This is a genomic window from Microbacterium sp. EST19A, assembly GCF_019969685.1.
Taxonomy (GTDB): Bacteria; Actinomycetota; Actinomycetes; order Actinomycetales; family Microbacteriaceae; genus Microbacterium.
Genome location: NZ_JAHXYZ010000001.1, coordinates 1,615,582 through 1,639,194, shown reverse-complemented (window position 1 = coordinate 1,639,194; position 23,613 = coordinate 1,615,582). Strand labels below are relative to the sequence as shown.

The following is a 23,613-nucleotide window of genomic DNA, read 5'->3' as shown; positions in this document are numbered from 1 at the left end:
ATGGATAGCGCAGCTATCCAATCAGGAGGAGTCATCATGTCGAAAGTCATCACGGGCCGCATGACCCACCGCCACGAGGGCGAGCTCGTCGTGTTCCACATCGGGATGCAGATCAACCGCTGGTGGCGCCCCGACCTCTGGGTTCCGGTCTTCTTCTCGATGCCGCCGATGCTGCGCGAACTCTCCACCGACCCCGACTCGGGCATGCTCGGCTACCAGCTGCTCTTCGGATCTGGCGGACCCTACGTCGTGCAGTACTGGTCATCGGTGGACAAGCTCTACGCCTACGCGTCCAGCCCGTCGCAGGAGCACCGTCCCGCCTGGACCCGCTTCAACAAGATGGCACGGAAAGCTCCGGGAGCGGTCGGCATCTGGCACGAGACCTTCCTCGTCGACCGCGCCGAGAGCGTGTACGTCTCGACCAAGCCGATGGGGTTGCCGAAGGCGACGGAGATGGTTGAGGTTGGGAAGCGGCAGGACCGCGCGCAGGCGCGGTTTGCGGAGGGGCGTACGGTGGCCGGCCGAGGCGGAGCGGTCTCGCATCTGAGCACATGATCCGCCCCGCCCGACCCTCACGTCTGATCCGCCGGAACCGTAGTCGCTCGGTGAAAGATCACCGCCATCACGGTGAACCAGACAATGTATGGGATCGCCCCGATCAGGACAAGCGGCGGTTGCAACTGAGGATTGATGAGAGAGACGACAGCACATACGACAGCGTTCGCCGTCACCGCTACCGTCCCGGCCAAATGACCGAGTGGGCGCGTGATTGTGCGGAACCACGTCGTGTCACTCATCGGCACGGTCCTCCCCTGTACGTATCCACCCACCAAAACAACCCAGGAATCACGATGGGCGAGGTTGCGGTCACCTGAACGCAACGCTTCGGACTGGAATTCTCCGCGACTCCTGCCTGATAAGCCAGCGTGCCGCTCGCGATGGCGCAGACGGCCGCCATCGCACCGCAGTTGCCGGAGCCGATGACGCCACCCCAGCCTCCGATGGCAATGCTCGCAGTCTCGGCACGATTGAAGCGCACGCGCACCTGGATGACATTTGGACTGTCGAACGTCGGATCGGCAACCACGGGGTACGTCGCCCCGCTGCTCTGGTGCTCTACAACCTGCGTCAGGACCCCACCGTCCGCGACGTAGTAGGTCTCGACAGCCGCGCCCGCGGCATCCGTAGCCCAGGGCACAGCGATATCTGCCACGATCGTAACGATCTGAGCCTCAGGTCCCGCCGCCGCACCATCGATTTCCGCATCCTTCAGGACGAGGGCACTACCGTCTTCCTGAATCTCGACAGTCGCGTCGGTGCCGAAGTCGTAGGAGAACGATTCGGTCTGCGCTTCCGAGGCGATCACGGTGCTGACACGCATTGCATCAGCCGCGGCGAGAACGTTAATTGACGGGACCGCGCTGTCGCCAGCGAAGGTCACCGAGCCGTCATCGCTGACGGCTGCCTCACTCAACGCGGAGGCTCCCGGCAGCGTGACCTCGGTCACGTGCTTACCATCGGCCGAAGCAAAAGAGAGCCCATCGTCCGGATCGACCCCCGTCGCGATCGTGGCGCCATCATCGAGCGACACAGTCAACAGATCATCGGAGTGCACCGGCGGAAGCGCCTCCAGGTCACCGGGAGCCACCGCGGCGACCGCCTCAGCGACAGTATCCGGATCGGCCTCGGTTGAGGCGAAGGCCGGGGACGTGCCCGCCAGGACCAGTGCGCACGTCACCGCAGTGGCGATCATGGCTTGCCCGGCCGAGAGCTTCGTCTTCGATCTCAGCTCCGGCAAGCTTGCTGCTTCCGCGCGACGAATGGTTGTGCCCATAATCTCACTCCCTGTCTTCGTGTCGTTGCACCCTTGTTCGAGCAATAAAACCACACATATGAGGACAGACCGATATTCTCGTAGAGCCGATGGAAGTCGCTAGTGTTGCGGTTGCGAGGCGCCCGCCGGTCGTCGCAGCGTAACCGCAGATCAGGAGGAACATCATGCGTATCAAGACGCCGTCCACCAAGGTCGGGTATCTCCTCGCCGTCGTCGTTGGGATCACGATCACCGTAATTCCGCTCGCAGCCATCAGTTACGAACTCGGGTTCGCGTGGGGGGCCGTAGCTCTCGTCGCGGCTGTCGTGGTGGCGGCTCGAACATTCCGTGGCGCGGGTGAGCCTGACGCCCCGCGCCCCTGGTGGAAGATGACCAGCACACGAGGCAGCGGAATTCTCCTGAGCGTGTTGTTCTTCGTGCAGGGCATCGCGGCATCCGTCGGAGCGTTCGCATCACCAAGCCCATCGCTCGCTGTCACCGGTGGCGTGGTGGCGCTGATCGTCGCTGTCTTCTACCTGAACTCAGCCATCCGGGTTCCGCATCACGCGGCGCAGCCGGTTTGCGCAGAGCTCTGAGCTCTGAGCTGAGGGTCTTCCAGTAGACATGGTTCTGGAGATCGGCGGCGAGCTCGTTGTCTACCTGGTCGCGTGCGCAGTAGGAGTGAGCATCGGTATCAGTTCCGCAATGACACCGCCCAGGGGGCTAGGCGTCATCGTGACGGTGGTCAGCGTGATCATGACGGGCGGCATCGTTGCGACCGGATTCTTCCTCGGGGCGGAGGCGCCGTGGGTCGGTCCAGTCTTCATTCTCGCGGCCATAAGCATGCGGGTGGTGGCGGGCGCCATCGAACTGGCCCGTTACCCTGCGCTGAGTGGAGAATCTTTTCTTCTTCGATCGATGTTGGTGCTCTTCCCTCGACGGGCTCGGATCCCGACGGACGAAAGCACGACGAGGCGGTGAGGAATGAATTGTGAAGGCCGAGGCGGCACAGGTATCGCCGAGCGCCTCTTCCTCATCGCGTCTTCCCTCGGGATCGCTATCGGGATCGTCGCGACCGCGGGGATGCTGCTCGCAGCCACCGCGTTCGCAACCGCCAGCACGTTCGTCATCCCGCTCGTAGCCAGACCCGAAGGGTTCCATGACGCGCAGGGCACGCACGCGGTCACCGTCACCGGGTCCTGGGCGATGGCAGGTGCCGCGACTATCATCCTCACGCTCCTCCTGTCATTCTTGGTACTTCGACGGTTCGGATCATCGCAAAGCCCCGGAAAAGAACGTACGCATGCAAGCAGATGACACCATGCCTTGGACCAAGTCACCGCGGCGTCGGTTCCGAGTGCTCTTCTCACCCCTTCGCCTGAGCCTCTTCATCGCCGCGATCATCTTCGCGATCGCGTTGAACATCGTGTACATCACCAACGGCGGCTCACCCGAATGGATGGGGGCACTCTCCGTCGTGCCCCTCTTCGCTTGCGCCGGCTGGACAGTAGCCACGGACTACACCCACAGGCAAGAAGAGAAGAGCCAGTCAGCACCGACGAAGCCGCACTGACCGACAGCAGACCCGTCACAGCATCCCCACGACTTCCTCCCGCACCCACCCCCGCAACCCGGTCTCCGTCGTCGTCACGACCGTCCTCTCCTGTTCCGGCACGAACCCCTCGCGCATGCCGGTCGACATCCCGAGCACGGCATCCGCCATCGCCTGCGGCATCCCCGCCGCCCGCAGGCCCTCGAGCATCGACGCGTCCGACACCTGCTCGACGACGACGTCCCGCCCGAGCTCCTCCGAAAAGATCGTCTCGACCTCGGCCCACGTCAGATCCTCCGGCCCGTGCACGGCTTGCACCCGCCGTCCACTCCACTCGCGATTCAGCAGCGTCAGCGCAGCGACCTCGGCGATGTCACGCGGAGCGACCCACGCCATCGGCGCCTCCAACGGCAGAACCGTCGTCAGCCTCCCGGTCCGCAGGGCGGCCACATCGAGGAGCAGATTCGAGAAGAAGTACCCGCACCGCAGATGCGTGACGTCGATTCCGAGAGCATCCAGCGCCACCTCGGTCGCAGCGAGCCCGTCGATCTCGCCGACGCCATGGCGCTTCTCCGCACCGATGCTGCTCTGGAACACCACCCGTCCGATGCCGTTCTCCGTGACCGCCGCGACGAGCGCTTCCGTCGCCCGCGCATAGTCGGCCAGCGGATCCTCCGACATCACCGACGGATCCACCCAGTACAGCGCGTCGACACCGCGCGTCGCCGCGACGACCTGCGCGGCATCCTGCGAATCCGCCTCCGCGACATCCACGTACTCGCGCAGCTCCGCATCGATCGAGTCGGGTTTCCGGGTCAGCAGCAGCGGACGGATGCCGGCGCGCACCAGCATCCGAGTCAGGTGATGGCCCACGTTGCCGTTCGGGGTGGTGAGGGCAATGCGCATGATGTTCCTTTCGTCGCGTGTCAGAACACGCTAGACGCAGATGCGGCCTGATTCTGGCCGCATCATGCACGATCATGGAGCGGTGGAATCGCCATCGAACCGCATCCTGCACCTGCTCTCACTGCTCCAGACCGGCGGCGAATGGACGGTCGACGATCTGGCAGAACGCCTCGAAGCCAGTCGCCGCACGGTCCGTCGTGACGCGCAACGACTCCGCGACCTCGGCTACGACGTGCGATCGCGCCCGGGTCCCGGAGCCGCGTACCGACTGCATCCGAGCACGAAGATCCCGCCGCTGCTGCTCGACGCCGACGAGGTCGCCACCATCATCACCGGCCTGCTGGTGCTCGAGACATGGACTCCGGGCGACCCCTCCGCATCGATCGCCCGCGCGAAGCTCGAACAGATCCTTCCCCCGACCCTTCGCCGGCGCGCGGCCGCGACGGCGCTCTCGACGCAGATCCTGCAGACCGACCCGACCCCGGTCGACTTCACCCTCGTCGGGACTCTGTCGGATGCCGTCGCCCACGGCTCGCGCGTCGCCTTCGACTACATTGACCAGCACGGATGCGAGACGCACCGCACGGTCGAGCCCTACCGGCACGTCCTGCGCCAGCGGCAGTGGTACGTCATCGCGTACGACATCGACCGCGAGGACTGGAGGCTGTTCCGACTCGACCGGATGCGCGACGCCCGGATGCTGCCCGGCGTGCACGCCGGACGGGAGTTCCCGTTCGACTCGATCGAGGGATGGCTGACGAGCGACTTCGGGCGAGTCGGAGGGGCAGGGTGAGGCGATTCGTCTCGGCGCGCAGCGCTACGTGAACATCCCGAGCTCGGTGACCGTCGCAGTCGTCGGGTCCCAGAGTCGCAGGCCCGTGGCATGTCCGTGGATATCCCCGCCGACGTGACCGACAGCTCGCTCCAGATCGGAGATGCGGAGCCGTCGAGCGAGCGTGACATGCGGACTCCACTCGCCCGGCGCCGTGTGCGGGGCGTCGTCTCCGCGTCCGGCAACCGCGTGCACCGCCGCGTGGATGTCGAGTAGTTCGGCGGTCGGCACGACGCTGCGGGCCAGCACTCGCCGCTCGCCCACGCCGAACAGCAGAGGAGCGCTCAGCGTGAAGGGGAATGGCGCGCGCTCGAGGAGTACCTGCGCGTCGAACCGGGCCAGATCGGTGCGTACGAGAAGAGTCACGTGCGGGCGGTTACTCGCCGAGGTGTGATGCGCGAGGCTCGACATCCCTTCTGCGGCGAGCGCATCCCACTCGGCGCGAACGGCTGCCTCCGTCGCCGGATCGAGCAGCAACTCGATCGACAGGAAGGAGGGCTTCGGCTCGGGATCTCGCACGCACTGATTATCCCGTGCGGGCGTTTCGTCTCGCTTCGCTCGCTCAACGACCGGGAGACGGGGCGCGTTTCGTCTCGCTTCGCTCGCTCAACGACCGGGGGCGAAATCGACGGCGAACCGCCCCAGCCCGAACGTCTCCAACGACTCGTGACGCGCCCCGCCCAGCACCTCATCGGCAACCGTCGCCGCGAGATGTGCCGCCAGCGTCACTCCACTGTGCGTAGCAACGGCGTAGATGCGCCGATCGGCGTCGACCCAGTCCGCGACCGTGAGCCCGTCTTTCGGGAGCACCCGCGTGCCGAGCTTCACCGACTCGACCGTCGCGTCTCGCAATGACGGGTACAGCTCCTGGACCCGGTCGAGCAGGATGCCTGGCACCGACCAGATCTCGGGATCGGTCTTGGCCCACTGGCCGCCGGTCGGGTGGTCGGCGAAAGTGATCCCCCCGTTGCGCGCGGGTCGAAGAGCGATCCCGGTCGCACGGACGAAGTGTCGGATGCCGGAGTCGACACGGCCGGTGGTGCTGATGATGCCGACCGACGATCCTGGAGTTCCCGTGCCGTCGGCGTTCTCCGACGGATCCAGAAGCGGGAAGTCGATCCCCGCGTCCGCCAGGATGGTCCGCGTTCCGTTGCCGGCCGCGATCACGACCGCGTCGGCGTCATAGCGCTCTGCGCTCCCGTCCTCCGCGACAGCGATCACGTGCCCCTGGCCGACCTCGCGCACCGTGCGGAACGGACGGAAGACCGCGCCGGCCGTGATCGCCTCGTCGATCAGGCTGAGACACATCGTCTCCACGTCGATCCAACCTTCACGGGGGTAGATCGCGCCCCCGGCGATGCGCGCAGGATCGAGCTGCGGCTCCCGCGTCAGAACTTCCTCCCGGGTGAGCACTCGCGCGCCGTATTCGTCCCAGGCGACGCGGGCGACGTTCGCCTCCAGCTGCTCGAGCTCCGACGCGGATTGCGCCACCTGGATCATCCCAGTCTGGTGGAACCAGCGACCACCGCGCCGGGCCTCACGCTCGTGCGCCTGCATCCCGAGGAAGTTGAGCAGGCTGTACTCGGCCGGCGCCTTGTCGTTGCCGTTGATCCAGGCGAACGTCGCGGCGCTCGTCCCCGATGCGGGTTCTGCGGCGTCGATGACCGTGACGTCCGCCCCGCGGCGGACGAACTCGGCCGCGAGCGAGCATCCGATCACTCCGGCTCCGATGACGACGATTCTGGTGCGATTCATGCTGGCGATTCTCCGTGGGATTCGTGGCTCAGAGGGTTCCGACGGAGGCGAAGAACTTCTTCGCCCGGTCGGTCTGGGGATGGTGCAGAAGCGTGCCGGGAGCTCCGCGCTCGATGATCTTGCCGGCATCCATCATGATCACCTCGTCGGCGACCTCTTCCGCGAATCGCATCTCGTGCGTGACGACGAGCATGGTCGATCCGTTCGCCGCGAGCCCGCGCATCACGGCGAGCACCTCGCTGACGAGCTCTGGGTCGAGCGCGCTGGTCGGTTCGTCGAACAGCAGGATCTGCGGTTCCATGGCGAGCGCCCGAGCGATGGCGACACGCTGCTGCTGCCCACCGGACAGCTCACTCGGATAGTGATCCGCCCGATCCGACAGCCCGACCTGCTCGAGATATCGGAGGCCTGCCTCGGTCGCCGACTTCTTGTTCGCCTTCCCGACCAGCGTCGGGCCGATCGCGACGTTCTCTAGGGCCGTGTAGTTCGGGAACAGGTTGAAGTGCTGGAAGACCATGCCGAAGTTCAGCGTCTGACGCCGAGCGACCGAGCCGCTGACCGGCACGCGGTGGCCGCGGCGCACCTCGTGGCCGATCATCTGGCCCTTCAGGAAGATGGCGCCGCCGTCGATGGCCTCCATCATGTTGACGGTGCGCAGCAGGGTGCTCTTCCCCGAACCGGACGGCCCGACGATGCAGGTGACCGTCCCGGCGTTCACATCGAGGCTCACATGATCCACCGCGCGCAGCTCACCGAAGTGCTTGCTGACGTTGACCAGCTGCAGCAGAGGAACATCCTCGTTCGTCGTGTCGGTCATGTCACGCTCCTGCCAGGTCGGTCTGCTTCGCGGTGCTGGCGAGATTCCGACGTGCGAACCCGCGCCCGAAACGCTTCTCGAGGCGCGACTGCCCGAACATCGCCAGCGAGGTCAGCACGAGGTACCAGATGACGGCCACGGTCAGCAGCGGAATGGTCTCGAAGTTTCGCGCATAGATCGTCTGGACCGTGGTCAGCAGCTCGGTGTATCCGATGACGGAGACGAGCGAGGTGCTCTTGAAGATGGTGATCACTTCGTTCGCCATCGACGGCGTGATCACACGGATGAGCTGCGGGCCGAGGATCTTCTGGTACGCCCGGAGGGGCGGCAGACCGAGCGCCTTGCACGCTTCGAACTGTCCCGACTGCAAGGCCAGGACGCCGCCGCGGAACACCTCGGCCGAGTACGCGCCGAGATAGATCGCGAGGCCGATGATCGCGGCGCTGAAGCGCGAGATCACCTCGTTGGTGGGCACCTCGAAGAGGCTCGGTCCGAAGGGGATGCCGATTCCCAGGGTGGGAACGAGAGCCCCGAAGAAGAAGACGAGCAGCAGCATCACCAACGGCGGCATCGCTCGCATCAACCAGATGTAGAGGAGCGCGAACGTGCGCAGGACCACGAGCTTCGACATCCGGCACCAGGCGGTGAGCATGCCGAGGGCGAGCCCGACGACCGTGGTGAGCACCGTCAGGACGATGGTGTTCAGCAGCCCGTTGAGAACGACCTGGCTGAACAGGTACGAGAAGACGAGCTCCCAGTTCCAGTTCTCGTTGAAGACGAACAGCTGAATGAGCACCAGGCCGACGTAGACGGCCAGCACGATGCTGACCCAGAATCCGATACCGACGCGGGGCTTGATCGCCAGTGTCGCGAGCTGCTCGCTCGACCACTTCGGCGTGGCGAACCCCTGTGTCGTCGGGTGGGGGACGGTACTCATGACTATCCCTCCATCGAGACGTCGCTGTTGATGTCCATGTCGGGCAGGGCGGAGTCGCTCAGCCCCCACTTCTCCATGAGCTCGGCGTACGTGCCGTCCTCGACCAGCTGCAGAAGGGCGGCCTGGAGAGCATCGCGTAATTCGGGATTGTCTTTGTGGATGCCGATACCGAGGATGCTCTTCTGCTCCTCGTAGACGATCTTGAACGCATCGGGACTCGTCTTCACGTTGTACGCCATCTGCGGGAAGTCGCCCCAGAAGGCATCGGCTTCACCGCTCTTCACCGACAGGATTCCCGCCCCGGTGTCGTTGTACCCGTTGATCGAGAGCTCCTCGGCTCCGGATGCCGCGCACTCGGCCGCGATCGCTTCGAGGCTCCCCTGCTGCGACGTGCCCCGGGCGTATCCGATGCTCATCCCGCAGAAATCTTCACGAGTGATGGTGTCGGCATCGAAGTCGGCTGCGGTGATGATCGCCGTTCCGTTGCGCATGTAGTCGATGAAATCGATATGCGTCTGTCGTTCGACGAAGTCTGCGACCGACGCGATGACATCGAATCGCTTGGCTTCCAACCCGGGCATGAGGCCGTCGAAAGTACCCTCTTCGAACTTTGCTTCCGTGCCGAGAACCCGGGCTGCTGCCCGCAGGAGGTCGGGGTTCAGCCCGGCGATCTCACCGTCGCTGTCGATGAACTTGACCGGCTCGACGTCGGCATTGATGGAGATCGAGAATCCGTCCTTGTACTGCTCAGGGAGCAGCGCGGCGATCTCGTCATTCTTCTCGACGGAAGCGACGATGTCCGCGGCATCGGACTGCTGGCCCTCCCCGTCGATCTCTGGATTCGCGCACGCAGCCATACCCAGGACGAGGGCGGCTACACCGACTGTCGACACGATCATGCGTTTCATGTGATCTTCTCCGTGATTGGCGACGCGTCGTTGCGCCGGTTGAGGTCGTGCTTCGGGTGTCTCGCGGGCGAGCTACGAGGCGTCGGGTTCGTTCTCGTCGGAGTATTCGATGTAGAACTCCATGGCCCCCGGCTTCAGGTAGTACGCCGCAGACTCGGCCAGCTGCCCATTCGGCTGCCACATCAGGCGACGACGGCGCAGCACGGGGATGCCGGGTTCGAGATCGAGCAGAGCTGCGTTCTCCTCATCGAGCAGCACCGGGTCGAAATACATGCGGGACCGCGCGATCGCGACTCCGTGTTCCGACAGGTAGGAGCGCACCGCCACGTCGGTCAGCGACTCGTCGAGGAGGTCGGGCGTCAACGCGAAGGGGATCGCCGCGATCTCGACGACCGTGGCTTTGTCGTCGGCCGGATCGCGACGCACCCGAACGAGTTGGATGACGGGCTCGGCATCGTCGACCCCGGGAAGAGTGACGTGCGCTTTCCCCGCGGGGATCACAGCTCCCGATATGACTTCCATGCGTCCGGGGAGATTGGCATCTCCGATGCGCGGGTCGACAGAGCGCATGAGGTTCATCTGGCGCGCGCCATCGGCGACATGCGTGCCGAGCCGCTTGCGGCGGATCACCAAGCCGGCCTGCGCGAGATCGTTCAGAACGCGCTGCGCCACAGATCTGCTCACCTTGTACTCCGCCTGCAGTTCGGCCTCGGTCGGCACCTTCGCGCCCGGAGCGAGCTCGCCGGAGACGATCCGTGCTTCGAGACTCGCCCGGATTACCTGATACTGCGGAGTGGTCATGGATAGACCGTACATAACTTTAAATGACCGGTCAATAGTCATCTTTGGTTTCTGCGAGGACAGTCCGTGTCCGCATTCCCCGCTACGTTGGTCCACTCCCAGAGAACGGATCCCTCCGATGGCAGGCGAACGAACGTACCCGGTGCTGCCCTGCGCCGACCTCGACGACGCCCTCGAGTTCTATGGATCCCTCGGATTCGCGACGACGTTCATACAGCGCCGCCCCTACGCGTGCGCGGTCGTCGCCCGACATGACCTCCACATCCACCTGTCGATGTTCGACGGCTTCGACCCGGAAGCTTCGTACGCGAGCGTCATCATCACCGTCCCCGAACCCGGCGAGATGCATGCGGCGTTCGCGGCCGGCCTCAAGGAGCATTACGGCAAAGTGCCGCTGAAGGGCATCCCGCGCATCCTGCCTCTAAGACGGAAAGCCGGCACCGCCACAGGATTCTCCGTCGTGGATGCCGGTGGCAACTGGTTGCGCTTCTACCGCGCTCCCACCGGGAACGATGAACCGGAAGAGGCGGATCCGCGAACAGGGCTGGCCCGGGTCATCGACGTCGCGGCGCGCCAGGGAGACGCTCGCGGCGACGAGGCACAGGGGATCACCGTGCTCGACAGCGGACTCATCCGGTATCCGGACGCTCCGGCCGCGGAGCGGTTCGAAGCGCTGCTCTATCGGGCGGAGCTGAAGATGCGGATCGATCGCGACCCGGCGGACGATTTCGCGGCCGCGGAGCTGCTCGCGAAGGAGCATGAGCTCGGGGCGGATGCTGAGGGGCAGGTCGCGCGCGTCCGCGAAGCGCTAGACGGGTGAAGGCGTTTCGTCTCGCTTCGCTCGCTCAACGACCGGAAGGGGCGCGTTTCGTCTCGCGGAGACCGCACTGAGCGAGCGAAGCGAGTCGAAGTGTCGCTCAACGACCGGAGGCAGGCGCGCCCAACCCTCCGAAGAACTCTCGCAACTCTGCGACCACGACCTGCGGCTGCTCGAACGACGCAAAATGTCCGCCCCGCTCCAGCTCATGCCACTGCCGGATGTCCGTGAACCTCCGTTCGGCCCAGCGCCGTGACGGACGAGGATTCTCCGCCGGGAAGATCGACGCCCCGACGGGCACCTCGATGCGATCGACGACGTCGGTGTTGAAGATCGCCCAGATGTCGGGAAAGCTCTCCCAGTACAGCCGAGCCGACGACGCACCGGACCCCGTCATCCAGTAGGTCATGACGTTATCGAGGAACTCGTCTCGGCTGATCACCGAGTGGAGGTCGCCGCCGTTGTCGGTCCAGGCCCAGAACTTCTCCAGCATCCACGTGCAGAGCGCGACCGGGGAATCGACGAGCGCGTACCCGATCGTCTGCGGCTGGTGCGAGTGCATGGCGGAGTATCCGGACCCGGTCGCGTTCGCGCGTTCGAGGTCGTCGAGCGCCTGCTGCTCGAAGGCCGTCAGACTGTCAAGCGTCGTCCGGTCCGGCGCCACGAGCGGAGGGATCAGGTGCAACCCGATCACCCGGTCCGGGAACTGCCTGCCGAGACTCGCGCTGACGCTCGTGCCCCAATCGCTGCCGGCGGCCCCGAACGTCTCGTAGTCGAGCCGGTCCATCAGTTCCGCCCACGCGCGCGCGATGCGATCGACGCCCCAACCGGTCTCCGTCGGCTTCCCGCTGAACGCGTATCCCGGCAGCGACGGGATGACCACGTGGAACGCCGGAGCATTCGGAGCACCATGAGTCTCCGGCTCGGTCAGCAAACCGACGAGCTTGAGGAACTCCACGAACGAACCCGGCCAGCCATGAGTGAGCAGGAGCGGCGTCGCATCCGGATGAGAAGAACGCACGTGCACGAAGTGGATCTCGAGCCCATCGGCATCCGTCGTGAACTGCGCGAACGAGTTGAGCCGGTCCTGACGAGCGCGCCAGTCGTACTCATGGAGCCAGTAGTCGCACATGTCCCTGGCGACACGCAGCGGAAGGCCCTGGGACCAGTCGTCGACCGTCTCCTTCTCGGGCCAGCGCGCTCGAGCGAGCCGATCGCGGAGGTCGTCCCACGCCTCCTGCGAGTAGGCGATCTGGAACGGACGAATCTCGGTCATGACGCCCACCCCTCACGGTCGGATTGACTGCCGTCTCGTTCCATCCTCCAGCAGGGCGAACCGCGTGGGGCGATTCTGCGCATCTTCCCCACGCGTGCGGGATGTCGGAGACACTGGATCTATGAGCATCCGCGCGAACCTGCGATCGTCAGCCACACGCTGGCCGACGATCATGGTCCTGATCACGTCAGGGATACTGCTGCTGCTCGCCGTCGCGACGTTTTTCGCTGTTCCCGCCATAGCCGTGGGAGAAGCCGACGTGTTCGTTGCGTGGATGCCGTGCGTGTACGGCGTGACGATCGCCGCAACCGTGTTGGCGACCCTCGTGCTTCAGCGGCGTTCGAGCGCGAAGGGCTGAGGGCTGGGGCATTCGTCTCTGGCCACGAAGTCCATCACGCTGAGATCAGGGCCTCGTCTCCACGACAACCACAGTCGAGTCGACGCGGGCCGACGTCTCATGCTGCTCCCCGACATCGAACCGGACCGCCGTTCCGGGAAGCAAGGTCACCTGCTCGTCACCGCATCGAACGATGACTTCACCGATGACGACGCCAAGTGTCTGAGCAGCAGGTGCAGAGTGCATGCCGATGAGCCCTCCACTCGCGAGGTGCGCGACCGTCACGCGGAAGTCGCCCGACCCTCCGCCGAGAGGAGACATCAGGGCACCGCGGCTGCCGAAGCTTGTCAACTCATGCTGGTCGAGCTCAAAGACGTTCATGCGGAATCACCTTCCTGCGGTTGGGCTCCCAACAATAAGTGCCGCTGGACTGCATCGCTCGACACGTGCACGACCGCAGACCGAAAGCCTGAGAGGATCGCACAGTGAGCGCCACCGTGACGATCCCGAGAGGGACCACCGTCATCGTCGACGGCAGCCACCACGATCTCGTCCCCGGCACCTGCCCCGTCCACGCCACCAACGCGGCCGGACAGCCGGTCCCGGCCGGCGATCGCCCGCACTTCCTCGAGGTCGATCTGCCGACCGCCGCCACGACCGGCATCGGCGTGATCCTCGTCCGCATCCCCGCGTACGAAGACGTGTTCCCTGTGCAGACCGTCGGCGGCACCGTGCGGTTCGCGATCAACAGCTCCGGGGCGCACTGACAGCGCGCGCCACGAGGCGCAGCGACCCACTACCCTCGCACCATGCCTCACGATCGTCCGCGCGCCTGGATCTTCGACGTCGACGGCACTCTTGCGCTCATCGGCGACCGCTCGCCGTACGACATGCGCAAGGTCTCGATCGACACCCCGAATCCTCCGGTCGTGCTCGCGGCCCAGGCCTTCGCCGCACACCCCGATGTCGACGAACTCATCGTCGTCTCCGGCCGCGACGAAACAGCACGGCGTGCGACCGAGGCGTGGCTGACCTTCAACGAGGTCCCCTTCGATCGACTGCTGCTGCGTCGCACGGGAGACACGCGACCGGATCACATCGTCAAGGCCGAGATCTACGACTCCCGCATCGCGCCTCGCTTCACCGTCATCGGAGTGGTCGACGACCGCCGCAGCGTGGTGAAGATGTGGCGATCTCGCGGACTGGTGTGCTTCCAGGTCGCCGAGGGCAACTTCTAATCTCATGGAGTACGAGTCGGTCGTCCCACAGCCGCCGCTCGACGGCCTGATCGACGACCTCTACTTCCTTGAGGGTGCACCGCCGTACCCTCGGCTGACGCTGCCGCCAATGCCGGGTTCGTTCCTCATCATCAACCTCGGTGACCCGTTCCATATCCGCGCGGGCGGCGAGATCGCGGCATCCGCGTTCACCGACGGCTGCGTCGTCAGTCCACCCACCCGCGCGCTGGAGTTCGGCTACCCGACCTGGACCCGTTCTATCGGCGTGCACTTCCAGGCCTGCGGGCTGGCGCCGTTCGTGCCGATGCCTGTGTCCGAGTTGTGCGACCGGCCGGCGACGTTGGCGCAGGTGTGGGGCCGGGGTACTGTCGAGCGGCTGCAGGAGGAGCTCGTCGCGGCGAGCGAGCCGGTCGCGATGTTGGCGATCCTCGAGAACGAACTCGTCCGACGGATGCACGAAGTCCCGGGTCTGGACATGGTGCGCCGTGCGAGCAGTGCCATCGTGGAGACCGGGGGAACCGTGGCCATCGGCGAACTGGCCTCGGATGCCGGTGTCAGCAGCACCCATCTCACGCAGAGATTCAGAGAGATCGTCGGCATCGCACCGAAGCGGTTCGCGCGCACGCGACGTCTTGCCGCCACTCTGCTCGCGATCGATTTCGCCGAACCGATCGACTGGGCGGATGTCGCCACCCGCGCCGGCTACTTCGACCAGGCGCATTTCGGCCACGAGTTCCGAGCCTTCACCGGACTCACCCCGACGCGGTATGTCGAAGTCCGACGGCGGTTCCTGCGCGAGCATCCGGATCATGCGCTCGACAACTGGTCTTTCCCGACCGATTGAATTCCTACAAGATTCGCCACGCGCGACGCGCTTAGCTTGAAGGCACCGCAGAGCAGAGGAGCACCCCATGGGCAAAGTCGTGATGTACGCATCGGTGTCGGTCGACGGATTCATCGCCGACGAGAGCGACCAGCCAGGGCCGCTGTTCGACTGGCTCGTCAACGGTGATGTACCGCTCGACGACAGCGGCATCCTGAAGGTGTCGCAGACGTCGTTCGACCATGTCCGTCCGTATTGGGACTCGATCGGGGCGACCATCGCGGGCCGTCACGTCTTCGATATGACCGATGGATGGGATGGCGTGCCCCCCGGCGGGGTGGACCATGTGGTCGTGGTGTCGCACCGGCCGGCACCCGAGGGCTGGGACACCGAGGCGCCGTTCCATTTCGTCGACGGCGTCGAGGCAGCAGTGGCGTTGGCGAGGGAACTGGCGGGGGACCGCGTCATCGAGGTCGCGGCCGGCGACGTCGGTGGGCAGGCGCTGGCCGCCGGACTCATCGACGAGGTTCGGATGGATGTCGTGCCGGTGGTGTTCGGGTCAGGCAAGCGATTCTTCGGAGCGGTCGAGGGGCAGCAGATGCTGGAGGATCCGGCCGAGGTGCTTCCGGGTGAGCGGGTGCTGCATCTGCGGTATCCGGTGAAGCGGTAGTCGGAAACGCGTTTCGTCGCCTCGCTGCACTCGTCGCTCAACGACCGGACGTCGCTCAACGAGCGGGCGCCGCTCAACGGCCGGGCGCCCGCATCGCTGCCCACTCCCGCAGCTGCGCGTCGATGATCTCGCGCATCCGCTCCCCGGAGAATGGATCGCCGTGACCCGGGTAGACGGTCTGGATCGGTAAGGCCCGCAACCGCTCGAGGCTGTTCGCGTACGCGCCGCGATCCGAGCCGTGCAGGTCGTCGAGCAGCACGTCGTCGTAGATGACGTCACCGCTGAACAGGGCACCGGTCTTCGCTTCGTAGAGCGCCAGCGAACCGGATGTGTGACCTGGCAGATGCAGAGCGGTCAGGATCCGGTCGCCGAGGTCGATGGTCTCGCCGTCGAGCAGGTCGCCGGTCGCCGGCGTGGGTCGCAAGCGGTGCACGAGCGGGTCGAAGTCCGGATGCGGACGAGCGGTCAGCAGCACCTCGGGCATGGCCTCGTCGCCGAGCGAGAGCCCGAGCTGGCTCGCGAGAAGCGGCCCGACGACCGTGTCGCCCACCGGGGAATCCGTTCTCTCGGCCGGATGCGCCAGGATCACGTCGAACTCGTGCGCGGATCCCATGTGGTCGAGGTGCGCGTGCGTGACGACGAGCACAGGATCACCCGCGAAGAGCTCCGGCACCTCTTCGCGCAGCGCGGCGACACCCAACCCGGTATCGACGACGAGATTCCTCGTCTCACCGCGGATCAACCAGATGTTCGCCCGCAGGAACTCGTGGACGTGCGGCTCATCGACCCGCACGATGCCGTCCGCGCACTCCCGCTTCCGGAACCACGGCCGGATGACCGCCAGCGACGAGGTCATGCGGCGACCTCCGCACTGCGTGGTTCTGCATCCGTCCTCGGCGACGCGAGGCTCGCACGGATGCGACGTCCTGCGAGAAGCGCATAGAGCCCACCCGCGACGAGCGAGCCCACGATCGGAGACAGGTCGGCGCCCCCGAGAGCGGCAGCGAGCGGGCCCATGTAGAACGTCGTGCTGACGAAGAGCGCGGTCGCCACGGCCCCCACGACCAGTGCGGTCAGTCCGGCGAGATTCCAACCGCGGCGGAACCAGTTCGATCCTCCGGGGCTCTCGTCCTCGAGCGAACGCCCGTCATACCGGTTGCGCCGGATGATGATGTCGACGACGTAGATCGCCATCGAGGGAGCGAGGATCACAAGGCTGACCTCGAGGAGGCCGCTGAGCGAGTCGAGGAAGTTCGAGACGAATAGCGCGTACAGGGTGATCCCCACCGCGATGACAGCGTCGAAGATCACCGTGACCGATCGGCGCCAGCGCACCCCGGCGGCCAGCAGCGCCAGGCCCGTGCTGTACGCGGTCAGAGAATTGTTGGCGACCGAGCCGACGATGACGATCACGAGGAAGATCGGGTAGAACCACGAGGGCAGGATGCTGGCCATCCCGGTCGTCGGATCGGACATGTCCACGACGGTCCCCGCCAGAACACCCAGGATGCCGATGGCGACGGCGGGCAGGAAACCTCCGAAGCCGGTCCAGAACGCGACGTGCGACGGGTTCGAGTCAGGCGGAAGGTAACGCGCGTAGTCCGCACCCACCTGCCACGACAACGGCGCCGATGCGATGAGCGTGAACCCGGCGAGAGCCACCGCCCACAACGGTGCGCCCTCGAGGGATCCGCCCGCCGGCTCGTAGCTGAAGTCGGCCCGGAGCAGGACGAAGAATGCCATGAGCGCGATGCCGATCAGGAGCACCCAGGTAATCCAGCGGCTGAACCGCAGGATCGTCGCGTGGCCGTAGACGCTGATGGTGAACGTGAGCAATGCGAGCCCGAGCACGAGTGCGCCCTGCACCCAGATCGGAGCCTGAGGCGCGAACCAGAGCACGAGCGCGAACCCGACCGTGGCCCCGACCGACAGGTTGATCGCCTCGTACAGCACGCCGACGAACCAGCCGCAGACCAGATTGAGCACGCGGTTTCCGCGGACCCCGAAGAACGCGCGACCGATCACCTCGCTGGGCACTCCGCTGCGCGGGCCGGTGATGGCGAGGAAGCCCACGCCGACGAAGAACAGGTTGCCCGCGATGACCACCGCGATCGCCTGCCAGACGTTCAACCCGAACAGCACCAGAAGTCCGCCGAGCACGAAGTACAGGTAGGTGACGTTGGACCCCGCCCAGACCGTGAACAGATCGCGAGGCGATCCGTGCCGCTCGACGAGCGGGATGGAGTTCGTGCCGTTCTGCTCGACGCGGCCCGGCGCTGCGCTCTGGGGTTCCAGGTCCATGCTGATCTCCTCGCTTTATTGGCCTCCATGCCAACAAGATGAGGACGACAGTACGCCCTGTTGGCCACTTGGTCAACAGTTAGGACTCTGCGGGGTCGAGTGCGCCCGACGGGAGTCCCAGCTCCCGCTCGGCGGTGCGCAGTACGAAGTCGAGCACGTCTTCGTAGTCGAGGTCTGATCCGGCGATGCCGGCGCGTACGGCAGCACTCGCCGAGAAACCGTCGACGAGGGCGAGGATGCGCATGGCCGAGTGAGGTCCGGCATCCGGGAAGATCCCCGCAGCCTTGCCCTGCGTGATGATCGCCCCGAGCTCGGCGATGTCGTGCTCCATCGCCCGCACCACGACCCGCTGCAGGGCCGGTCGTCGCGCGCTCTCGCGCCACGCGTCCAACCAGAGCAGCGCGATGGGGTCGTGATCATGCGAACCGAGCAGCGTCAGCATCGCGCGCAGCCGCTCGAGCGGCGAGTCGGGCAGCAGTGCGTTGGTCTGCTCGCGTTCGTTCGCGGCGGCATACTCGAAGGTCGCCGCCAGAAGCTCATCGACCGATCCGAAGTAATGGCTGACCAGGCCCTGGGCCACTCCGACCTCTGCGGCGACGCGGCGCGCGGTGATCGACGTCAGGCCTCCCTCGAGCGCAAGTTTCAACGAAGCCGCGAGGAGCTCGTCGCGTCGATCCGCTCTCGAGCGCCGAGTGAACGCGCCGCCGCGTGGTTCTCCAGCCATATCGAGAGGCTACCCGGCACTGCAGGCGTTTCGTCTCCTCGCTGCGCTCGTCGCTCAACGACCGGGGCTGCTCATCGACCGGAAGCCGCGATCCCCCGCAGCAGCACCGCCACCGTCGCCTCGACCCGCGCCTCGTCCAACGGCCGCCCGAGCAGTGCGGCATAGCTCGCCATGGCCACGAACTGGTCCGCGATGGCGGCGGCATCGGCATCCGCCCGCACGTCGCCGGCGGACACCGCCAGCGCCACTCGCGCCGCCACCCATTCGCGAATCGGCGCGGCCAGCTTCTCGTTCAGAGCGAGCCCCAGCTCGGGGTCGGACGCCGTGACCACGATCAGCGCCCGCGCGATCGCGACGCCGTCGGCATCCGCAAGCGAGGTGCTCATCGCCGAGAACCAGGCCCGCAAGTCGGCCGCGAGGTCGGCGGTGAACGGCACCGCGACGTCCGCCGCCGGCAACCCGCCCTCGAGCAGGGCCTCGCCGAGGATCGCGGATTTCGACGGCCACCACCGGTAGATGGTCTGCTTCGAGACGCCCGCGGCATCCGCCAGCCCCTCGATGGTCACGGCCTCGTACCCGTGGTCGGATAGCGCGGCGCGCATCGCGTCGAGCACCGACTGACGGGCTTTCTCACTGCGAGGACGAGGCACCATCCGAGCGTACTCAGGCGTACACTGAATCATAAGTAGACGCACCGTTGCGAAACCCGAACAAGGAGAACGAGCATGGCCCTCACCGCACACTCCACCATCGGCGAATGGCTCGACGACCCGACCGGCGGGCCGATCATCCGCAGCCTCTTCGAGAAGACGGGTGCCGACCCCTCGCTGCTCACTCCCGTGCTCGGCCTGCCGCTGCAGCAACTCGTCGCGATGAGCCAGGGCGCCATGCCGCAGTCCGTCGTCGACGACCTCGTGCGCGCGGCCAACGGCGGCGAGATCCCCGCGGACGACGACTCCGCCGGCTGGACCGAGAAGTCCACCTCCGGACGCTTCGCCGGCAAGACCGTGATCGTCACCGGCGCCGCATCGGGCATCGGAAAGGCCACCGCCTCCCGCATCGCCCGCGAAGGCGGACGCGTGATCGCCAGCGACATCGCCGCCGAGAAGCTCGACGCCCTGAAGGCGGAGCTGCCGGATGCCGACATCATCACGGTCCCCGGCGACCTCACCAAGCAGGAGGCGATCGACGCCGTGCTCGCCGCCGCGGGCGACCGCATCGACGCCCTCGCCAACGTCGCCGGTATCAACGACGACTTCTCCCCCGCCGCCGAGACGACGGATGCCGTGTGGGACCGCGTCATCGCGATCAACCTCACCGCGCCGTTCAAGCTGATGCGGGCGGTGCTCCCTCTGATGGAAGCCGCCGGTCGCGGTGCGATCCTCAACGTCTCGAGCGAGGCGGGCCTGCGCGGCAACGCCTCGGGCAACGCCTACACGGCGAGCAAGCACGGCATCATCGGCGTCACGAAGTCCGCGGCGTTCATGTACGGGCCGAAGGGCATCCGCGTGAACTCGGTCGCTCCGGGAGGCGTGGCCACCGGCATCCCGATGCCGCCGAACATGTCGGAGTACGGCTCGGGACGTCTGGGCCCGTTCCAGCAGGCGATCCCGTCCGTCGCGACGGCCGAGCACCTCGCCGCGTCGATCACGTTCCTGCTCTCGGACGACGCCGTGAACATCAACGGCGCCGTGCTCGCGAGCGACGGGGGATGGTCGGTTCAGTAGGCAGCCCTGCCGCGATGCTGGACCAGAAACGCTTCTCTTCCGACCCGGGGGGGGTGCGTTTCTGATCCAGCGCGACGCCGGCCCGTCAGGCAGGCCGACGGGTGAGCGTGATCTTGACGGATGCCTCAGCACTCGCCTCTGCGATGAAGAGCAGCTGGCCCTTCGCGCTCAGGGTGAGACCGACCTCGATCTGCGACACGCCCCACCCGGCGGAGTCGTCGTCGATCCCGTCACCGATCTCGGTGAGCTTCTGGATCGTCTCCTGCCAGTTCGCCTTGATCGCGTCGACGCTCGCATCGACGACACGACCACCCTGGCGGAGCGGGCCGGACAGCGTGTACCGGTCGATGTCTTCCCGGAACTCCACTGACGTATCCGGCAGCTCCGGCGCGAGGATCTGAACGGTCCAGTCGTCTTTCGCTTCGCTCATCGTCCACTCCTCGTTCGAGAACGTCATCAACCGCACGTCGACGCCCGGCTTGGGATCAAGCTATCCGTTCGAGCGCGCCGGATGAAGCGCAGGACACAAGGCGACGCCGGTTCTCAGCGACGCGCCCTGCGGACGGCATCCCCCATCGCCGAAACCGCCTCCTCCAACACCGGATGCGGCGTCGCGAACACGATGCGCACGAAGTCGGCATACTCGCGACCCAGCAGCCGTCCTTCGGTCAGCACGACCCCGGCCTGCTCGCGGAAGAACTCCGCCGGCGGACCGGGGATTCCGAGATCGGCCGTACCGATCCAGCCGATGTATGTCGCCTCGGGAATGCGGTACTCGGCGCCGGGGAGATGCTGCTGCACCAGACCGGCCAGTGCTTGCCGAGAACCATCCAGATATGCGATCACCTCATCCAGCCACGGCTTCCCCTCGCGATATGCCGCCGTCGAGGCGACCACCCCGAGCGTCGACGCACCGTGCTGCACGGCGAACCCGAACCGCTTGTACAGCTCCTGATCCGCATCGTTCGAGGTGATCAGCTGGGCGGTCTTGAGCCCCGCGATGTTCCAGGCCTTCGACGCGCTCGTCCCCGTGACGGTGTGCGCGGCGGTCGCCTCCGAGATCGACGCATACGGAACGAACGGTCGGCCGTCGAACCGCAACGGCGCATGGATCTCATCGGCGAAGACCCGGCCGCCGTGACGCTCCACGACCTCGGCGATCGCCTCGAGCTCCTCGCGACCGGCGATCGTGCCGGTCGGGTTCTGTGGGTTGCAGAGCACCAGCGTCCGCGCCCCCGCAGCGAAGGCGTCGTCGATCGCCTGCAGGTCGTGCTGCCAGCGCCCGTCGACCTCGACACCCGGAACCTCGATCACCGGATGCCCGATCCCCGGCAGATATGTCAGGAACGGCATGTACGCCGGAGTCGGCACGATCACGGGCGATCCCTCGGGCACGTACTCCCGAACCGCGACCCCGAGAGCAGCCATGACATCCGACACCGGATGCACCCGCTCCGGGTCGACGAACCACCCGTACTCGTGCTGCATCCAGTCCGCGGTCGCCACACCGAGATCGGCGGCGACCGGCGGCGACAGGTACCCGAGGTTCTCATCGACCACGGCCCGCTGCAGCGCCTCGGCGATCGGGGGCGCGAAGCCGAAGTCCATCTCCGCGACCCATGCTCCGATATGACCCGGATGCAGACTCCACTTACGACTGTGCGGACGATCGAGATGCACGCGCGAGCGGGCGTCGAACGGGTGCGGAGTGTGCGGCTCGGTCACAGCGGATGCCGATCAGGCGCAGCGGCCGCAACAGGAACGGCGGGCGGAACAGACGGTCACGGGAACTCCTTCGTGGGGGAGCCTCCAATCTAGAACGCCTCGCTGTACGCGCATATCGCGTGTCCGTCCGTGACGGCGTCGCACCGGCATCCGCCCTGGCCAGCGTCGTCCTCGCTGCCTAGGCTGGTCGGCATGGTTCGGATCGCCCCGGTACTCGTCGCTGATGACGCAGCCCTCTCTGCACTTAACCGGCTGCTCCCGCAGCTGTCGACAACGGCGACGCCTCTGACCATCGACGACCTGGCAGACATCATCGCGACGGACACCGCCCTGCTCCTCGCTCATGTCGACGACGTCGCGGTCGGCACCCTCTCGCTGATCTTCTATCGGACACCATCCGGTGTGCGCGCACGGATCGAGGATGTCGTCGTGGACGAAGCGACACGTGGTCACGGCGTCGGCAGAGAGCTCACTCGTGCGGCGATCGACCTTGCTCGTTCTCGCGGTGCCCGCAGCGTCGATCTGACATCGCGGCCGTCTCGGGTCGCCGCGAACGAGCTCTATCGGTCGGAAGGGTTCGAGCTGCGCGACTCGGCCTCCTACCGCTTCGCGTTCTAGAACCCCTGTCCACCCGATCGCCCCCTGCCTAGACTCGTCCGCATGCTCGCCATCGTCTCGATCGTCATCCGCGTGAACGACCTCGACGCGCAGACCCGGTTCTGGAAGGCCGCGCTCGACTACATCGAGCGCGACGCTCCCGAAGACGACTGGGTCGTGCTGAAGCCGCTCGGCGCCGATGCTCCCTGCATCGCGCTCGACGCGCAGCACTCCGACCGGGTGCTGCCGCCGCGCATCCACCTCGACATCTACGCCGAGGATCAGACCGCCGAGGTCGAGCGGCTCGCCGGACTCGGCGCGCGAGAGGTGCACTGGGACGGCCGGCCGGCCGACGCCGACTACGTGATCATGGAAGACCCCGAAGGCAACCGCTTCTGCATCGTCGACCGCCCGCACTGGCCGGGCTGGAAGCGCCACCCCGACCTCTGAGCCCTACAGTGGCCCGAGAACCCTGCCGGGATCGGCAGCCAACTCCAGCGTCTCGAGCACGGTCAGCAGCTGCCGCTCCTCGAAACGGAAGTGGCTCTCCATGATCGCCACGATGCCCTCGAGGTGCCGAGACAGCTCGTCGGGCGAGGCCGCGGCATCCACCGCCTCCTGCAATCCGCCGATCAGGTGCCCGATCATCGAGTGATCCTGCTCGAGCTTGCGCAGCGTCTCTCGCAGCTCCGGATGCTCCGCGGCGATCACCGGGAACAGCTCGCGGTCCTCGCCCTCGTGATGCCGCGTCAGCGCCGTGCAGAACCCATGGCAGAACAGCAGCAGATCACGAGTCGCCGATCCGCCCGGTGGTTCGCCCGACGCCAGCGCTTCCTGCGTGATCGACAGTGCTGTTCGCAGACGCCCGTGGACGCTCCGCAGTTCGTTGCTCCAGGCGACGAGCCTGGTCTTCTCGCCCTCAGTCACGTGAGGGCGAAGGGGTCGACGTGTTCATCGTCGTGCTCCTTCGGATCCCACGCCTCCATGTCTGACACAGCCTGCCACCGACACGCGACGCTCCCGAGAATTTAGCACGACGGAGAGCGGGTGCGGCCGT

General features: G+C 66.3%; 32 protein-coding genes. 14 read left to right on the top strand and 18 right to left on the bottom strand.

Features of this window, described 5'->3' with window-relative positions; all coding sequences use genetic code 11:
- The first annotated feature begins 36 nt into the window (after positions 1 to 36).
- The gene (locus LC452_RS08110; RefSeq protein WP_223623997.1) at positions 37 to 555 is read left to right on the top strand and encodes a DUF4188 domain-containing protein; all 519 of its coding nucleotides are present in this window, start codon (positions 37 to 39) and stop codon (positions 553 to 555) included.
- A gap of 17 nt (positions 556 to 572) precedes the next feature.
- Here the strand turns inward: LC452_RS08110 and LC452_RS08105 are convergent, their stop codons facing one another.
- Together LC452_RS08105 and LC452_RS08100 are read right to left on the bottom strand one after the other, a co-directional pair.
- Positions 573 to 797, bottom strand: coding sequence for a hypothetical protein (locus LC452_RS08105; protein ID WP_223623995.1), 225 nt, complete (start codon positions 795 to 797; stop codon positions 573 to 575).
- A complete protein-coding gene (locus tag LC452_RS08100) occupies positions 794 to 1,834 on the bottom strand; it encodes a hypothetical protein (protein ID WP_223623994.1) in 1,041 nt (346 codons plus the stop codon). Before LC452_RS08100 ends, LC452_RS08105 begins: the two co-directional genes overlap by 4 nt.
- A gap of 164 nt (positions 1,835 to 1,998) precedes the next feature.
- Here LC452_RS08100 and LC452_RS08095 point away from each other — a divergent pair, with 164 nt between their 5' ends.
- From LC452_RS08095 to LC452_RS08085, 3 genes are all read left to right on the top strand, one after another.
- Positions 1,999 to 2,409: a hypothetical protein gene (locus LC452_RS08095; protein ID WP_223623993.1), complete on the top strand. Its 411-nt coding sequence runs from the start codon at positions 1,999 to 2,001 to the stop codon at positions 2,407 to 2,409.
- A gap of 28 nt (positions 2,410 to 2,437) precedes the next feature.
- Complete coding sequence (locus tag LC452_RS08090) at positions 2,438 to 2,794, top strand: hypothetical protein (protein ID WP_223623992.1); 357 nt, start codon at positions 2,438 to 2,440, stop codon at positions 2,792 to 2,794.
- A 322-nt stretch (positions 2,795 to 3,116) separates the two neighbouring features.
- Positions 3,117 to 3,386 (top strand): hypothetical protein, encoded by a 270-nt coding sequence (locus tag LC452_RS08085; RefSeq protein ID WP_223623991.1) that lies wholly within the window; start codon positions 3,117 to 3,119, stop codon positions 3,384 to 3,386.
- Between the two features lie 15 nt (positions 3,387 to 3,401).
- Here LC452_RS08085 and LC452_RS08080 read toward each other — a convergent pair whose 3' ends face one another.
- Positions 3,402 to 4,271, bottom strand: a complete 870-nt coding sequence (locus tag LC452_RS08080) for an NAD(P)H-binding protein (RefSeq protein ID WP_223623990.1) — start codon at positions 4,269 to 4,271, stop codon at positions 3,402 to 3,404.
- Positions 4,272 to 4,353: 82 nt separating this feature from the next.
- Here LC452_RS08080 and LC452_RS08075 point away from each other — a divergent pair, with 82 nt between their 5' ends.
- Positions 4,354 to 5,064 carry a YafY family protein gene (locus LC452_RS08075; RefSeq protein WP_223623989.1) on the top strand — a complete coding sequence of 237 codons (711 nt, stop codon included), beginning with the start codon at positions 4,354 to 4,356 and terminating at the stop codon, positions 5,062 to 5,064.
- 24 nt (positions 5,065 to 5,088) lie between these two features.
- Here LC452_RS08075 and LC452_RS08070 read toward each other — a convergent pair whose 3' ends face one another.
- The 6 genes from LC452_RS08070 to LC452_RS08045 all read right to left on the bottom strand — a co-directional run bounded on the left by LC452_RS08070 (position 5,089) and on the right by LC452_RS08045 (position 10,321).
- The gene (locus LC452_RS08070; protein WP_223623988.1) at positions 5,089 to 5,622 is read right to left on the bottom strand and encodes a 2'-5' RNA ligase family protein; all 534 of its coding nucleotides are present in this window, start codon (positions 5,620 to 5,622) and stop codon (positions 5,089 to 5,091) included.
- Positions 5,623 to 5,709: 87 nt separating this feature from the next.
- Positions 5,710 to 6,858 (bottom strand): FAD-binding oxidoreductase, encoded by a 1,149-nt coding sequence (locus LC452_RS08065; protein ID WP_223623986.1) that lies wholly within the window; start codon positions 6,856 to 6,858, stop codon positions 5,710 to 5,712.
- Between the two features lie 28 nt (positions 6,859 to 6,886).
- Entirely contained in the window at positions 6,887 to 7,675 is a 789-nt protein-coding gene (locus LC452_RS08060) for an amino acid ABC transporter ATP-binding protein (protein WP_308116468.1), read from the bottom strand.
- A gap of 1 nt (position 7,676) precedes the next feature.
- A complete protein-coding gene (locus LC452_RS08055; RefSeq protein WP_223623984.1) occupies positions 7,677 to 8,612 on the bottom strand; it encodes an amino acid ABC transporter permease in 936 nt (311 codons plus the stop codon).
- A gap of 2 nt (positions 8,613 to 8,614) precedes the next feature.
- On the bottom strand, positions 8,615 to 9,520 hold the full coding sequence (locus LC452_RS08050) for an ABC transporter substrate-binding protein (RefSeq protein ID WP_223623982.1): 906 nt from the start codon (positions 9,518 to 9,520) through the stop codon (positions 8,615 to 8,617).
- Positions 9,521 to 9,592: 72 nt separating this feature from the next.
- Positions 9,593 to 10,321 carry a GntR family transcriptional regulator gene (locus tag LC452_RS08045; RefSeq protein WP_223623979.1) on the bottom strand — a complete coding sequence of 243 codons (729 nt, stop codon included), beginning with the start codon at positions 10,319 to 10,321 and terminating at the stop codon, positions 9,593 to 9,595.
- Positions 10,322 to 10,439: 118 nt separating this feature from the next.
- On the opposite strand from LC452_RS08045, the gene LC452_RS08040 reads away from it, so the two are divergent.
- Positions 10,440 to 11,141 (top strand): hypothetical protein, encoded by a 702-nt coding sequence (locus LC452_RS08040; RefSeq protein WP_223623977.1) that lies wholly within the window; start codon positions 10,440 to 10,442, stop codon positions 11,139 to 11,141.
- A gap of 97 nt (positions 11,142 to 11,238) precedes the next feature.
- Here LC452_RS08040 and LC452_RS08035 read toward each other — a convergent pair whose 3' ends face one another.
- Positions 11,239 to 12,414: an epoxide hydrolase family protein gene (locus tag LC452_RS08035; RefSeq protein ID WP_223623975.1), complete on the bottom strand. Its 1,176-nt coding sequence runs from the start codon at positions 12,412 to 12,414 to the stop codon at positions 11,239 to 11,241.
- A gap of 121 nt (positions 12,415 to 12,535) precedes the next feature.
- On the opposite strand from LC452_RS08035, the gene LC452_RS08030 reads away from it, so the two are divergent.
- Positions 12,536 to 12,772, top strand: coding sequence for a hypothetical protein (locus tag LC452_RS08030; RefSeq protein ID WP_223623973.1), 237 nt, complete (start codon positions 12,536 to 12,538; stop codon positions 12,770 to 12,772).
- 45 nt (positions 12,773 to 12,817) lie between these two features.
- Here the strand turns inward: LC452_RS08030 and LC452_RS08025 are convergent, their stop codons facing one another.
- On the bottom strand, positions 12,818 to 13,132 hold the full coding sequence (locus LC452_RS08025; RefSeq protein WP_223623971.1) for a cupin domain-containing protein: 315 nt from the start codon (positions 13,130 to 13,132) through the stop codon (positions 12,818 to 12,820).
- Positions 13,133 to 13,236: 104 nt separating this feature from the next.
- On the opposite strand from LC452_RS08025, the gene LC452_RS08020 reads away from it, so the two are divergent.
- The 4 genes from LC452_RS08020 (at position 13,237) to LC452_RS08005 (ending at position 15,482) form a co-directional block, all read left to right on the top strand.
- On the top strand, positions 13,237 to 13,518 hold the full coding sequence (locus tag LC452_RS08020) for a hypothetical protein (protein WP_223623968.1): 282 nt from the start codon (positions 13,237 to 13,239) through the stop codon (positions 13,516 to 13,518).
- A 42-nt stretch (positions 13,519 to 13,560) separates the two neighbouring features.
- The gene (locus LC452_RS08015) at positions 13,561 to 13,989 is read left to right on the top strand and encodes a polynucleotide kinase (RefSeq protein WP_223623967.1); all 429 of its coding nucleotides are present in this window, start codon (positions 13,561 to 13,563) and stop codon (positions 13,987 to 13,989) included.
- A gap of 4 nt (positions 13,990 to 13,993) precedes the next feature.
- Complete coding sequence (locus tag LC452_RS08010; RefSeq protein ID WP_223623965.1) at positions 13,994 to 14,833, top strand: AraC family transcriptional regulator; 840 nt, start codon at positions 13,994 to 13,996, stop codon at positions 14,831 to 14,833.
- Positions 14,834 to 14,900: 67 nt separating this feature from the next.
- A complete protein-coding gene (locus LC452_RS08005; protein WP_223623963.1) occupies positions 14,901 to 15,482 on the top strand; it encodes a dihydrofolate reductase family protein in 582 nt (193 codons plus the stop codon).
- A gap of 73 nt (positions 15,483 to 15,555) precedes the next feature.
- Here LC452_RS08005 and LC452_RS08000 read toward each other — a convergent pair whose 3' ends face one another.
- The 4 genes from LC452_RS08000 to LC452_RS07985 form a co-directional block, all read right to left on the bottom strand.
- Positions 15,556 to 16,338: an MBL fold metallo-hydrolase gene (locus LC452_RS08000; RefSeq protein ID WP_223623961.1), complete on the bottom strand. Its 783-nt coding sequence runs from the start codon at positions 16,336 to 16,338 to the stop codon at positions 15,556 to 15,558.
- Positions 16,335 to 17,783 (bottom strand): cytosine permease, encoded by a 1,449-nt coding sequence (locus LC452_RS07995; RefSeq protein ID WP_223623959.1) that lies wholly within the window; start codon positions 17,781 to 17,783, stop codon positions 16,335 to 16,337. Before LC452_RS07995 ends, LC452_RS08000 begins: the two co-directional genes overlap by 4 nt.
- Before the next feature lie 79 nt (positions 17,784 to 17,862).
- Positions 17,863 to 18,507: a TetR/AcrR family transcriptional regulator gene (locus tag LC452_RS07990; RefSeq protein ID WP_223623957.1), complete on the bottom strand. Its 645-nt coding sequence runs from the start codon at positions 18,505 to 18,507 to the stop codon at positions 17,863 to 17,865.
- Positions 18,508 to 18,578: 71 nt separating this feature from the next.
- On the bottom strand, positions 18,579 to 19,157 hold the full coding sequence (locus tag LC452_RS07985) for a TetR/AcrR family transcriptional regulator (protein WP_223623955.1): 579 nt from the start codon (positions 19,155 to 19,157) through the stop codon (positions 18,579 to 18,581).
- 75 nt (positions 19,158 to 19,232) lie between these two features.
- Here LC452_RS07985 and LC452_RS07980 point away from each other — a divergent pair, with 75 nt between their 5' ends.
- Positions 19,233 to 20,234, top strand: a complete 1,002-nt coding sequence (locus LC452_RS07980) for an SDR family NAD(P)-dependent oxidoreductase (protein WP_223623953.1) — start codon at positions 19,233 to 19,235, stop codon at positions 20,232 to 20,234.
- An 85-nt stretch (positions 20,235 to 20,319) separates the two neighbouring features.
- Here the strand turns inward: LC452_RS07980 and LC452_RS07975 are convergent, their stop codons facing one another.
- Together LC452_RS07975 and LC452_RS07970 are read right to left on the bottom strand one after the other, a co-directional pair.
- On the bottom strand, positions 20,320 to 20,664 hold the full coding sequence (locus LC452_RS07975) for a hypothetical protein (RefSeq protein WP_223623951.1): 345 nt from the start codon (positions 20,662 to 20,664) through the stop codon (positions 20,320 to 20,322).
- A 113-nt stretch (positions 20,665 to 20,777) separates the two neighbouring features.
- The gene (locus LC452_RS07970) at positions 20,778 to 21,959 is read right to left on the bottom strand and encodes a MalY/PatB family protein (protein WP_223623949.1); all 1,182 of its coding nucleotides are present in this window, start codon (positions 21,957 to 21,959) and stop codon (positions 20,778 to 20,780) included.
- A gap of 192 nt (positions 21,960 to 22,151) precedes the next feature.
- Between LC452_RS07970 and LC452_RS07965 the strand changes: the two genes are divergently transcribed.
- Both LC452_RS07965 and LC452_RS07960 read left to right on the top strand, forming a co-directional pair.
- Positions 22,152 to 22,577, top strand: coding sequence for a GNAT family N-acetyltransferase (locus LC452_RS07965; RefSeq protein ID WP_223623947.1), 426 nt, complete (start codon positions 22,152 to 22,154; stop codon positions 22,575 to 22,577).
- A 42-nt stretch (positions 22,578 to 22,619) separates the two neighbouring features.
- Positions 22,620 to 23,006, top strand: a complete 387-nt coding sequence (locus tag LC452_RS07960; protein WP_223623946.1) for a VOC family protein — start codon at positions 22,620 to 22,622, stop codon at positions 23,004 to 23,006.
- A gap of 3 nt (positions 23,007 to 23,009) precedes the next feature.
- On the opposite strand, the gene LC452_RS07955 is transcribed toward LC452_RS07960, so the two are convergent.
- Complete coding sequence (locus LC452_RS07955; RefSeq protein ID WP_223623944.1) at positions 23,010 to 23,483, bottom strand: hemerythrin domain-containing protein; 474 nt, start codon at positions 23,481 to 23,483, stop codon at positions 23,010 to 23,012.
- Between the last annotated feature and the right edge of the window lie 130 nt (positions 23,484 to 23,613).